The sequence below is a fragment of the Candidatus Blastococcus massiliensis AP3 genome, from assembly GCF_000582785.1.
GTDB lineage: Bacteria > Actinomycetota > Actinomycetes > Mycobacteriales > Geodermatophilaceae > Blastococcus > Blastococcus massiliensis.
In genome coordinates this window covers 1-12,240 of the sequence record NZ_HG931173.1, presented here as the reverse complement: position 1 = coordinate 12,240, position 12,240 = coordinate 1, and the positions used below count along the sequence as shown (strand labels likewise).

The 12,240-nt window shown below is 73.8% G+C and carries 12 protein-coding genes; all 12 read left to right on the top strand.

Annotated features, from left to right (window positions below):
* A partial coding sequence (locus BN344_RS19300; RefSeq protein WP_040336539.1) for a phenylalanine--tRNA ligase subunit beta-related protein occupies positions 1-558 on the top strand: 558 nt, incomplete at its 5' end.
* Positions 551-1,348 carry an SDR family NAD(P)-dependent oxidoreductase gene (locus tag BN344_RS00055; RefSeq protein ID WP_040336538.1) on the top strand — a complete coding sequence of 266 codons (798 nt, stop codon included), beginning with the start codon at positions 551-553 and terminating at the stop codon, positions 1,346-1,348. The genes BN344_RS19300 and BN344_RS00055, both read left to right, overlap by 8 nt.
* 111 nt (positions 1,349-1,459) lie before the next feature.
* The gene (gene argC / locus BN344_RS00050; protein ID WP_040336537.1) at positions 1,460-2,500 is read left to right on the top strand and encodes an N-acetyl-gamma-glutamyl-phosphate reductase; all 1,041 of its coding nucleotides are present in this window, start codon (positions 1,460-1,462) and stop codon (positions 2,498-2,500) included.
* A 25-nt stretch (positions 2,501-2,525) separates the two neighbouring features.
* Positions 2,526-3,677, top strand: a complete 1,152-nt coding sequence (gene argJ / locus BN344_RS00045) for a bifunctional glutamate N-acetyltransferase/amino-acid acetyltransferase ArgJ (protein WP_040336536.1) — start codon at positions 2,526-2,528, stop codon at positions 3,675-3,677.
* Positions 3,674-4,702, top strand: coding sequence for an acetylglutamate kinase (gene argB, locus BN344_RS00040; RefSeq protein ID WP_081788274.1), 1,029 nt, complete (start codon positions 3,674-3,676; stop codon positions 4,700-4,702). Before argJ ends, argB begins: the two co-directional genes overlap by 4 nt.
* Positions 4,699-5,889 (top strand): acetylornithine transaminase, encoded by a 1,191-nt coding sequence (locus BN344_RS00035; protein WP_040336535.1) that lies wholly within the window; start codon positions 4,699-4,701, stop codon positions 5,887-5,889. The genes argB and BN344_RS00035 overlap by 4 nt, the downstream gene beginning before the upstream one ends.
* Entirely contained in the window at positions 5,886-6,833 is a 948-nt protein-coding gene (argF, locus tag BN344_RS00030) for an ornithine carbamoyltransferase (RefSeq protein ID WP_040336534.1), read from the top strand. Before BN344_RS00035 ends, argF begins: the two co-directional genes overlap by 4 nt.
* Before the next feature lie 7 nt (positions 6,834-6,840).
* Complete coding sequence (locus BN344_RS00025) at positions 6,841-7,389, top strand: arginine repressor (RefSeq protein ID WP_040336533.1); 549 nt, start codon at positions 6,841-6,843, stop codon at positions 7,387-7,389.
* Positions 7,386-8,603, top strand: a complete 1,218-nt coding sequence (locus tag BN344_RS00020) for an argininosuccinate synthase (RefSeq protein ID WP_040336532.1) — start codon at positions 7,386-7,388, stop codon at positions 8,601-8,603. Before BN344_RS00025 ends, BN344_RS00020 begins: the two co-directional genes overlap by 4 nt.
* Complete coding sequence (gene argH, locus BN344_RS00015; RefSeq protein ID WP_040336531.1) at positions 8,600-10,057, top strand: argininosuccinate lyase; 1,458 nt, start codon at positions 8,600-8,602, stop codon at positions 10,055-10,057. The genes BN344_RS00020 and argH overlap by 4 nt, the downstream gene beginning before the upstream one ends.
* Positions 10,021-10,740, top strand: coding sequence for a DNA-3-methyladenine glycosylase (locus BN344_RS00010; RefSeq protein WP_331279633.1), 720 nt, complete (start codon positions 10,021-10,023; stop codon positions 10,738-10,740). Before argH ends, BN344_RS00010 begins: the two co-directional genes overlap by 37 nt.
* On the top strand, positions 10,737-12,017 hold the full coding sequence (gene tyrS / locus BN344_RS00005) for a tyrosine--tRNA ligase (RefSeq protein WP_040336530.1): 1,281 nt from the start codon (positions 10,737-10,739) through the stop codon (positions 12,015-12,017). The genes BN344_RS00010 and tyrS overlap by 4 nt, the downstream gene beginning before the upstream one ends.
* The last annotated feature ends 223 nt before the right edge of the window (positions 12,018-12,240 follow it).

The following is a 12,240-nucleotide window of genomic DNA, read 5'->3' as shown; positions in this document are numbered from 1 at the left end:
GGCCGCCGGGCCGAGTGGGCCGACGCCGTGCAGGCCGCGCGCACCGTGGCCGAGGCCGCCGGTGCCGAGCTGACCGTGCGCGCAGGGGACCGGGCGCCCTGGCACCCGGGCCGGTGCGCCGAGCTGCTCGTCGGCGGCCGCGTGGTCGGGTACGCCGGTGAGCTGCACCCGCGGGTGTGCGCGGCCCTGGACCTGCCGCCCCGCACGTCGGTGATGGAGCTCGACGCCGACGCGTTCCCGGCGCCGGCGGTTCCGCTGGCCCCGCCGATCTCGACCTTCCCGCCGGTGCACATGGACGCCGCCCTCGTGGTGTCCGAGCACCACCCCGAGGCGGAGCTGCGGGCCGCCCTCGTGGCGGGCGCGGGGGAGCTGCTGGAGGACCTGCGGCTGTTCGACGTCTACGCGGGCAGCCAGGTCCCCGAGAGGCACCGGTCGCTGGCGTACGCCTTCACCTTCCGGGCACCCGACCGGACGCTGACCGGCGAGGAGGCCAAGGCCGCCTTCGACGGTGCCGTGGCCAGGGCCGCGGCCGAGTTCCGGGCGCAGCTCCGTGCCTGAGGGCGTCGCCCTCGTCACCGGGGCGTCGACCGGGATCGGGCGGCACCTGGTGGAGGGGCTGGCTGCCCGGGGCATGGCCGTGGCCGGGCTCGCCCGGAACGGGGACCGCCTGCGGACGGCGATGGACGAGGTCGCCGCGGCCACCGGTCGGCGCGCGCTCGCCGTCGCCACCGACGTCACCGACCGCGCGTCGGTGGAGGAAGCGGTCGGGGTGGTGCGCGAGGAGCTCGGGCCGATCGCTCTGCTGGTGAACAACGCCGGGCTGATCGACGAGTTCGAGGTGCCGGTCTGGGAGGCCGACCCCGACCAGTGGTGGGACGTCGTGTCCAGCCACATCCGGGGCGCCCAGCTGACCATCCGCACGGTCCTGCCGTGGATGGTGCTGCGCAACAGCGGCCGCGTGGTCAACATCGCCAGCGGGATGGGCACCAGGGGCGTCCCCGACTACTCCGCCTACTCGGTGGCGAAGACGGGCCTGATGCGGCTCACCGAGTCGCTGGTCGCCGCGCTCGAGGGGTCCGACGTGCGGGCCTTCGACGTCGCGCCCGGGGTGGTGGACACCCCCATGACCCGGTCGATGCGCATGTGGGAGGGCTTCACCGACTGGACCCCGCCGGAGAGAATCGTCGAACTGATCGCGGCGATCGCGGCCGGTGAGCTGGACCAGTGGTCGGGACGGATGCTGCGCGCGGGCGCCGACGACCTCGACACCCTCCGCGCCGTCACCCCCGAGGACGCCGCCCGGCAGCTCCGCCTGCGCCCCTACGGCGACACCGACCCCCTCGCCTAGGGGGACTTTCGGCGCCGAAAGTCCCGAGGAACGCCCGGACTTCCGGCGCCGAAAGCCCGCGTGTGGATACTCGCGTGAGCGGTCATGCATCAGCGTGTATGGTCATGCAACGTGAGCACAGGGCAGACGTGGACGGTCGGGGTCACCGGCGCCACCGGGTACGCGGGGGGAGAGGTGTGCCGGCTGCTGGCCGTGCACCCGAACCTTCGGTTGGCCGGGGTGCACGCCAACTCGAGCGCCGGCCGACGCCTCGGTGAGCTGCAGCCCCACCTGCTGCCCTTCGCCGACATGGTCGTCCAGCCCAGCGCCGCGAGCGACCTCGCCGGCTACGACGTCGTCGTCCTGGCGCTGCCGCACGGCGAATCGGCTGCCATCGCCGCCCAGCTCTCCGACGACACCCTCGTCATCGACTGCGGCGCCGACCACCGGCTGAACGATCCGGCCGCCTGGACGCGCTGGTACGGCGGCGAGCACGCCGGCTCCTGGCCCTACGGCCTCCCGGAGCTGCCCGGCCAGCGGGCGGAGCTCGCGGACGCGCGGCGGATCGCCGTCCCCGGCTGCTACCCCACCTCGGTCACCCTCGCCCTGGCGCCGGCGCTCGCCGCCGGCCTGATCGAGCCCGACGTGGTCGTCGTCGCGGCGTCCGGCACGTCCGGCGCGGGCAAGTCCGCCAAGCCGCACCTGCTGGGCAGCGAGGTCATGGGCTCGGTCAGCGCCTACGGCGTCGGCGGGGTGCACCGGCACACGCCGGAGATGATCCAGGGGTTGAGCCAGGCTGCCGGCGCGGACGTGAGCGTCAGTTTCACGCCCACGCTGGTCCCGATGAGCCGGGGGATCCTCGCCACCTGCTCGGCGAAGCTCCAGCCCGGCATCGACGAGGCCACCGCGCGGGCTGCGTACGAGAAGGCCTACGCCGACGAGCCGTTCGTCCACCTGCTGCCCGAGGGGCAGTGGCCCACGACGGCACAGGTGCTCGGCGCCAACACCGTCGCGCTGCAGATCGCCGTCGACGCCGACGCCGGCCGCCTGGTCGTCGTCGCCGCCGTCGACAACCTCGCCAAGGGCACCGGGGGAGCCGCGATCCAGTGCGCCAACCTGGCCCTCGGCCTTCCCGAGACCACCGGTCTCCCGCTCGTAGGAGTCGCGCCATGACCCTCGTCGCACCCGAGGATGCCCAGTGACCGTCACCGCACCTCAGGGCTTCAGCGCCGCGGGCGTCGCCGCCGGGCTCAAGTCCAGCGGCGACCCCGACGTCGCCCTGGTCCTCAACACCGGCCCCGACGACGTCGCCGCAGCCGTCTTCACCACCAACCGCTTCCCGGCCGCCCCGGTGATCTGGAGCCGCCAGGTGCTCGCCGGCCGGCGCTGCAGGGCCGTCGTCCTCAACTCCGGCGGGGCCAACGCCTGCACCGGGCCCGAGGGCTTCGCCGACACCCACACCACTGCCGAGCACGTGGCCGAGGAGCTCGGGCTGGGCGCGATCGACGTCGCTGTCGCCAGCACCGGACTGATCGGCATGCGGCTGCCCATGGAGCAGCTCACCGCCGGCGTCACCGCCGCGGCCCAGGCGATGTCCGAGGACGGCGGAGCCGACGCGGCCCGGGCGATCATGACCACCGACTCCGTGCCCAAGACCATCGTGCGGCAGGGCGACGGGTTCACCGTCGGCGGCATGGCCAAGGGCGCCGGCATGCTGGCCCCCAGCCTGGCCACGATGCTCGTCGTCCTCACCACCGACGCGGTCGCCGACCCCGACGTCCTGCAGCGGGCGCTGAAGGCGGCCACCGCCGTCAGCTTCGAGCGGGTCGACTCCGACGGCTGCCTCTCCACCAACGACACCGTGATCGCCATGGCCAACGGCGCGAGCGGCACGACGCCGGACGAGGAGCAGCTCACCGAGGCCCTCACCGCGGCATGCACCGACCTCGCGATGCAGCTCCTGGCCGACGCCGAGGGCTCCACCAAGGACATCGCGATCACCGTCCGCAACGCGGCGACGGTCGAGGACGCCCTGACCGCCGGCCGCGCCTGCGCCCGCAACAACCTGCTCAAGACGGCGCTGTTCGGCAACGACCCCAACTGGGGCCGGGTGCTCGCCGCCATCGGCACCACCGACGCCGCCTTCGAGGCCGACCAGGTCGACGTGACCATCAACGGCGTCACCGTGTGCCGGGGCGGCGCGATCGGCGACCCGCGCGAGGGTGTCGACCTCTCCGGCCGGGCGATCACCATCGACGTCGACCTGAGGGCCGGCACCGAGCAGGCGACGATCTGGACGAACGACCTGTCCCTCGCCTACGTGCACGAGAACTCGGCGTACTCCACATGAGCCAGGAACCCGAACCACACGTCACCACCGCCCACGACCCGGACGCCCAGGACCCGACCCCGCCCGACGTCGCGATCGACGTCGTGCCGCCGAAGCGGCAGATCGGCACCCGGCGGGTCATGCGCACCCACGACCCGGTCGGGGACGCGCAGAAGGTCGGCGTCCTCACCGGCGCGCTGCCCTGGCTGCGGGAGTTCCACGGCAACGTCGTCGTCATCAAGTACGGCGGCCACGCCATGGTCGACGACGAGTGCCGGCGGGCCTTCGCCGAGGACATGGTCTTCCTGCGGACCTGCGGGATCCTGCCCGTCGTCGTGCACGGCGGCGGCCCGCAGATCACCGAGATGCTCGGCCGGCTCGGCATCCCCAGCGAGTTCCGCGGCGGGCTGCGGGTCACCACCCAGGAGACGATCGACGTCGTCCGCATGGTGCTCACCGGTCAGGTCGGCCCGGACATCGTCGGCCTGATCAACCAGCACGGCCCGATGGCCGTGCACCTCTCCGGTGAGGACGGCGGCCTGTTCACCGCCGCCCGCACCAAGGCTCTCGTGGACGGCGAGCCTGTGGACATCGGCCTGGTCGGCGACGTCGCGGCCGTCGACGTCAGCCCGGTCACCGCGCTGCTCGAGGCCGGGCACATCCCGGTCGTGGCCAGCGTGGCCCCCGACGCCGACGGCGTGGTGCACAACGTCAACGCCGACACCGCCGCGGCGGCGCTGGCGGCCGCGCTCGGCGCGGTGAAGCTCGTCGTCCTCACCGACGTCGAGGGGCTCTACGCCAACTGGCCCGACCGCGACTCGCTGGTGCAGCAGATCGACGCCAGGGAGCTGGCCGAGATCCTGCCGGACCTGGACGCCGGGATGATCCCGAAGATGGCCGCCTGCCTGCGGGCGGTGCAGGGCGGCGTGAAGCGCGCGACCGTCGTGGACGGGCGCACGCCGCACGCCCTGCTGCTGGAGATGTTCACGACCGAAGGCACCGGGACGATGGTCGTCCCGGCCGACACGAAGGAGGGGCCGGCATGACGACGCACACGGAGGAGCTGGCCCGCCGCTGGTCGGCCGTGATGATGGGCAACTACCGGACACCGCCGGTGGCGCTGGCGAGCGGCAGCGGAGCGGTCGTGACCGACGTCGACGGCCGCGAGTACACCGACCTGCTCGGCGGCATCGCCACGACCATCCTCGGCCACGCCCACCCCAAGGTCGTCGAGGCGATCACCGCCCAGGCGGCGAAGCTGGGGCACGTCTCCAACCTCGCGATGCACGAGCCGGGCGTCCTGCTGGCCGAGCGGCTGCTGGAGCTCGCCGGACGGCCCGGGCGGGTCTTCTTCTGCAACTCCGGCGCCGAGGCCAACGAGGCCAGCTTCAAGCTCAGCCGGCTCACCGGCCGGCCGCAGGTGATCACCGCCGAGGGCGCCTTCCACGGTCGGACGATGGGGGCTCTCGCGCTCACCGGCCAGCCGTCGAAGGCCGCCGCGTTCGCTCCGCTGCCCGGCGGGGTGTCCTACGTGCCCTACGGGGACGCCGACGCGCTGTCCGGCGCCGTCTCCGAGCGGACCGCCATGGTGCTGCTCGAGCCGATGCTCGGCGAGGGGGGCGTGCTCCCCGCACCCCCCGGCTACCTGGCCGCCGCGGCCACTGCCGCGAAGGACGCCGGCGCGCTGTTCGCGCTCGACGAGGTGCAGACCGGCATCGGCCGCACCGGGCACTGGTTCGCCTCCCAGGCCGACGGGTTGCAGCCCGACGTCCTCACGCTGGCCAAGGCACTGGGCGGCGGCCTCCCCATCGGGGCCATGCTCGCCTTCGGCGAGGCCGCGGACCTGCTGACCGCCGGCTCGCACGGCTCCACGTTCGGCGGCAACCCGATCGCCGCCGCCGCGGCACTCGCGGTGCTCGACACCATCCGCGACGAGGGCCTGCTCGAGCGCGCCAAGGAGCTCGAGCACCGGTTCACCACCGGCATCGAGGCGCTGGGCCATGCCGGCATCAGCGGCGTGCGGGGGAGGGGTGCCCTGCTGGGCGTCGTCCTCACCGCCGACGTCGCCGCCGGGCTGGAGGCGAACCTCCGCTCCGCCGGTTTCCTCACCAATGCCGTCACGCCGGGCGTGCTCCGGCTCGCCCCGCCGCTGGTTCTGACCGACGCCCAGGTGGACGCCTTCGTCGCGGCCCTCCCGGCCGCCCTCGATGCCGCCCTGGAGGCCGCGCAGTGACCCGGCACTTCCTCCGCGACGACGACCTGACCCCGGCCGAGCAGGCCGAGGTCCTGGCGCTCGCCGCCGAGCTCAAGCGCACCCGGCACACGGCCGACGCACCGACGCCGCTCCGGGCGGCCAACGGCGTCCCGCGCGCCGTGGCGGTGCTGTTCGACAAGCCGTCGACGCGCACCCGGGTCTCGTTCTCGGTGGGCGTCGCCGAGCTCGGTGGCTACCCGCTGGTCATCGACGCCGCCACCAGCCAGCTGGGCCGGGGAGAGCCGATCGAGGACACCGCCCGGGTGCTCGACCGCCAGACCGCGGCGATCGTGTGGCGCACCTTCGGCCAGGAGCGCATCGAGGCGATGGCCGGCGCCAGCCGCGTGCCGGTGGTCAACGCGCTGACCGACGAGTTCCACCCGTGCCAGATCCTCGCCGATCTGCAGACCGTGATCGAGCACAAGGGCTCCCTCGCCGGCCGGTCCATGTCCTACCTGGGCGACGGTGCCAACAACATGGCGCACTCCTACCTGCTCGGGGGCGCGACGGCGGGCATGCACGTGCGCATCGGTTCGCCCGAGTCCTTCCAGCCCGACCCCGGGGTGCTGAAGCGGGCGGCGGAGATCGCCGCCGAGACCGGGGGCTCGGTCTCCTGGACCGCCGACCCGGGGGCTGCTGCCGACGGCGCCGACGTGCTCGTCACCGACACCTGGGTGTCCATGGGGCAGGAGGGCGAGTACGAGGCGCGCATCGCGCCGTTCCTGCCCTACGCCGTGGACGAGGCGGCCCTGGGGCGGGCCGCAGACGACGCCGTCGTCCTGCACTGCCTGCCCGCCTACCGCGGCAAGGAGATCGCGGCCGACGTGATCGACGGTCCGCAGAGCGCGGTGTGGGACGAGGCGGAGAACCGGCTGCACGCCCAGAAGGCCGTCCTGGTCTGGCTCATGGAGAAGAACTCGTGAGGCGACGATGACCGCCGCGCTCACCCGCAGCGCGCGGCAGGCCCGCATCCGCGAGCTGATCGAGGCCCACGCGGTCACCTCGCAGACGCAGCTGGCCACACTGCTGGCCGGCTCCGGCATCGAGGTCACCCAGGCCACGCTCTCGCGTGACCTGGAGGAGCTCGGGGCGGTCAAGATGCGCGGCTCCGACGGCGCCCCGGCGTCCTACGTGCTGCCGCCGGAGAACGCCCCGCTGCGTCCGGCCCAGGCCGCGCCGGCCCGGCTGACCCGCCTGCTGGCCGACCTGCTCACCGGCGCCGAGGGCAGCGCGAACCTGGCCGTGCTGCGCACGCCACCCGGCGCCGCGCAGTTCCTCGCGTCCGCCCTCGACAAGGTGGGCCTCCCCGACGTCCTGGGCACGATCGCGGGGGACGACACTCTGCTGGTCGTCTCCCGCGAGCCCGACGGTGGTGCGGCGCTGGCCGACCGCCTGCGGTCGCTGGCCGAGCGCTCGCCCGCGAGCTACCCCGAACTGAAGAACGACCTGAACAACGACCCAGAAGAGAGTGCACCATGACCGACCGCGTCGTCCTCGCCTACTCCGGAGGCCTGGACACCTCCGTCGCCATCGGCTGGATCGCCGAGGAGACCGGGGCCGAGGTGATCGCCGTCGCCGGTGACGTCGGCCAGGGCGGCGAGGACATGGAGGTCATCCGCCAGCGCGCCCTGGACTGCGGCGCCGTCGAGTCGATCGTCGCCGACATGCGGGACGAGTACGCCGACGAGTTCTGCCTGCCCGCGCTGCAGGCCAACGCCCTCTACATGGACGAGTACCCGCTGGTCTCCGCCCTGTCCCGGCCGCTGATCGTCAAGCACCTGGTCGCCGCCGCGAAGTACCACGGCGCCTCGCTGGTGGCCCACGGCTGCACCGGCAAGGGCAACGACCAGGTCCGGTTCGAGGTCGGCATCGGCGCGCTCGGCCCCGACCTGCAGGTGCTGGCCCCGGTGCGCGACTCGGGCATGACCCGCGACAAGGCGATCGCCTTCGCCGAGGAGCGCGGCCTGCCCATCGCCACCACGAAGAAGTCGCCGTACTCGATCGACCAGAACGTGTGGGGCCGCGCGGTGGAGACCGGCTTCCTCGAGGACATCTGGAACGGCCCCATCGAGGACGTCTACGAGTACACCCAGGACCCCGCGGTCACCCGGGAGCCCGACGAGGTCACGATCACCTTCACCGCCGGCGTCCCCACCGCCATCGACGGCAAGCACGTGACCATGCTGCAGGCCATCGAGCAGCTCAACGCCCGGGCCGGCGCCCAGGGCGTGGGCCGGCTGGACATGGTCGAGGACCGGCTGGTCGGCATCAAGAGCCGCGAGGTCTACGAGGCGCCCGGCGCGATGGCCCTGATCACCGCGCACCGGGAGCTCGAGGCGGTCACCCTGGAGCGCGACCTCGCCCGGTTCAAGCGGAGCGTGGGTCAGCGGTGGACCGAGCTGGTCTACGACGGCTTGTGGTTCTCCCCGCTCAAGCGGTCGCTGGACGCCTTCATCACCGAGTCGCAGCAGCACGTCAGCGGCGACATCCGGATGACCCTGCACGGCGGCCGCGCCACGGTCACCGGACGGCGCAGCGAGGCCTCGCTCTACGACTTCAACCTCGCCACCTACGACACCGGCGACACCTTCGACCAGGGTCTGGCCAAGGGCTTCGTCCAGCTGTGGGGCATGCCCTCGAAGCTGGCTGCGGCCCGCGACCACCGGATGCACGGCGGATCGGGCCAGGCGTGACCGTCCCCGATCCCGGCACCCCCTCCCAGGCCTCGCACACCCGGCTCTGGGGCGGCCGCTTCGGCGGCGGCCCCTCGGCGGCCATGGCGGCGCTGAGCAAGTCGACCCACTTCGACTGGAAGCTCGCGCCGTTCGACCTCGCCGGATCGCGGGCGCACGCCCGCGTCCTGCACCGGGCCGGGCTGCTGGCCGACGACGAGCTGGAGGAGATGCTCGGCGCCCTGCGCGAGCTGTCCACCGAGGTCGCCGACGGCAGCTTCGTCGCCGCGGAGTCCGACGAGGACGTGCACGAGGCGCTCGAGCGGGGGCTCACCGAGAAGCTCGGCGAGCTGGGCGGCAAGCTCCGGGCCGGCCGCAGCCGGAACGACCAGATCGCCACGGACCTCCGGCTGTACCTGCGGCACTCCGTGCGGGCGCTGGTCGGAGAGCTGTCGTCCCTGGAGTACGCGCTCCTCGGCCTCGCCGAGCGGTACTCCGACGTCGCCGCTCCCGGGATGACCCACCTGCAGCACGCCCAGCCGGTGCTCTTCGCCCACCAGCTGCTGGCCCACGCCCACGCGATCGCGCGGGACGTGGACCGGCTGCGGGACTGGGACCGGCGGGCCGCCGTCAGCCCGTACGGCTCCGGCGCCCTCGCCGGGTCCTCGCTGCCGCTGGACCCCGACGCCGTCGCCGCCGAGCTCGGCTTCGACCGCGCCTCGGACAACTCCATCGACGGCGTCAGCGACCGCGACTTCGCGGCCGAGTTCTGCTTCGCCGCGGCGCTGATCGGCGTCCACCTGTCCCGGCTGGGAGAGGAGGTCGTGCTCTGGACGTCGACGGAGTTCGGCTGGGCCCGGCTCGACGACGCCTGGGCGACCGGGTCGTCGATCATGCCGCAGAAGAAGAACCCGGACATCGCCGAGCTGGCGCGCGGCAAGTCCGGCCGGTTCGTGGGCAACCTGACCGGCCTGCTCACCATGCTGAAGGGCCTGCCGCTGGCCTACGACCGCGACCTGCAGGAGGACAAGGAGCCGGTCTTCGACTCCATGGAGCAGCTGCTCCTGCTGCTGCCCGCGGTGACCGGCATGGTCGCGACGCTGACCCTGCGCCCGGAGGTGCTCGAGGCGGCCGCGCCGCAGGGATTCGCGCTGGCCACGGACGTCGCCGAGTGGCTGGTCCGCCAGGGCGTGCCGTTCCGCTCGGCGCACGAGATCTCCGGCGAGATGGTCGCCTTCTGCGAGGAGGCCGGGCTCGAGCTCGACCAGCTCGACGACGGGCAGCTGGCCGGGATCGACGAGCGGCTCACCCCCGAGGTCCGGTCCGTGCTCTCGGTGCGCGGCGCGCTCGAGGCCCGCAGGGCCCGCGGCGGGACGGCGCCGGAGCGGGTCGCCGAGCAGCTCGCGACGCTGAAGGACCTGGCCGCCGAGCACGGCCGCTGGGCGTCGTCGTCCCCCGTGGCGGCGGCCCTCTGACCGGGCCGGTCGAACCGCCGCGGCCCGAGCCGGGTCCCCTCGTCCGGGAGGAGGACCTGCTCGGGCCCCCGGACGCCGTGGCGCCGGGGCTGCTCGGCTGCTGGCTGGTGAGCGACCGGCCGGAGGGCACCGTCGGGCTGCGGCTGACCGAGGTGGAGGCGTACTCGGGGGCCGGGATGGATCCGGCCGCCCATTCGCACCGCGGCCCCACGCCCCGTGCGGCGATCATGTTCGGCCCGCCCGGGCGGCTCTACGTCTACTTCTCCTACGGCGTGCACTGGTGCGCCAACGTCGTCGTCGGCGCCGAGGGCGAGGGATCGGCGGTCCTGATGCGCGCCGGCGAGGTGGTCGTGGGGGAGGAGCTCGCGCGCTCCCGCCGGCCGGCCGCCCGCACCCCCCGGGACCTCGCCGGAGGGCCGGCCCGGCTGGCGCAGGCGCTGGCCATCGGCCGCGACGACCTCGACACCGACCTGCTCGACCCCACCGCGCCCGTCCGGCTGCACCGGGGCCCGTCCCCGGCGGCCGTCTCGTCCGGGCCACGCGTGGGGATCAGCGTGGCGACGGAGCTGCCGTGGCGGTTCTGGGAGACCGGCGCACCGTCGGTGAGCGTGTTCCGGGCGGGCGGCAAGGGGCGGGTCGGGCAACGAGGGGTCGGCACCGGCGGGCAGGATGGTGCCTCGTGACCGACGACGTGATCGACGAGCTGCACCGCCGCGGGCTGATCGCCCTGAGCACCGACGAGGAGGCGCTGCGCGCGCACCTGGCGTCCGGCCCGGTCACCTACTACTGCGGGTTCGACCCCACTGCCGCAAGCCTGCACGTCGGCCACCTGCTGCAGTTCATGGTGCTGCGCGCCCTCCAGCGGGCGGGCCACCAGCCGATCGTCCTCGTCGGCGGGGCCACCGGCCTGATCGGGGACCCCCGGCCGACGTCGGAGCGGACGCTCAACGATCCGGCGGTGGTGGCCGGCTGGGTGGACCGGATCCGCGAGCGGGTGGCGCCCTTCCTCGACCTCCCCGCCCGCGAGCAGGGGCTGCGCCCGCCGATCTACGTGAACAACCTCGAGTGGACGGCCCCGCTGTCGGCCATCGACTTCCTCCGCGAACTCGGCAAGCACTTCCGTGTCAACCGGATGCTGGCCAAGGAGGCGGTGTCGGTCCGGCTCAACAGCGACGCCGGGATCAGCTACACCGAGTTCAGCTACCAGATCCTCCAGGCCAACGACTTCCGCGAGCTGTTCCTCCGGCACGGCTGCACGCTGCAGAGCGGTGGCTCGGACCAGTGGGGGAACATCACCGCCGGCGTCGACCTGGTCCGACGCACCGACGGCGTCTCCGCGCACGCGCTGGCCACGCCGCTGATCACCAAGGCCGACGGGACGAAGGTCGGCAAGACCGAGGGGGCCACGGTGTGGCTCGACCCCGAGCTCACCTCTCCGTACGCCTTCTTCCAGTACTGGCTCAACATCGACGACGTCGACGCCCGGGCCTGGCTGCCGCTGTTCTCGGAGCGGCCGGCCGAGGAGATCGAGGCGCTGGTCGCCGAGAGCGTGGAGCGACCCGCCGCGCGGGCGGCCCAGCGCGCCCTGGCCGAGGAGCTCACCCTGCTGGTCCACGGTCCGGAGCAGCTCCACCAGGCCGAGGCGGCCGGACGCGCGCTGTTCGGCCGCGACGATCTCGCCTCGCTCGACGCCGGCACGCTCGCTGCTGCCCTGCAGGAGGCCGGCAGCGTCACCGTGGCGGGGGAGGTGCCGTCCATCGCGCAGCTCCTCCAGCACACCGGACTGGTGGCCAGCCTCTCGGAGGCCCGCCGCACGGTGAAGGAGGGCGGCGCCTACCTCAACAACGAGCGGGTGACCGACGCCGAGGCGGTACCGGCCGAGGACGCCTGGCTGCCGGGCGGCTGGCTCGTCCTGCGCCGCGGGAAGCGTGCCGTGGCGGGGGTGCGGCGCGCCTCCTGAGCCGGGGCAGGCTGTCCCAGGGACGCCCGTCCGGACGTGCCCGGGCGGTGTCGGGCGTCACCCCCGGAGCGGTTTGACACCGCTCGCGCGGCGACGTAACTTTCTCTCTGCGCCGCGCGGCCCGGGAGGGCCGCCGGACCGGAGACCCCCTCGTGCGGGCCCCCGGTGAGCGGCGTAGTGTTGGACATCCAGCCAGAGACGGGGCCTGAGAGGGTCGAGTTTC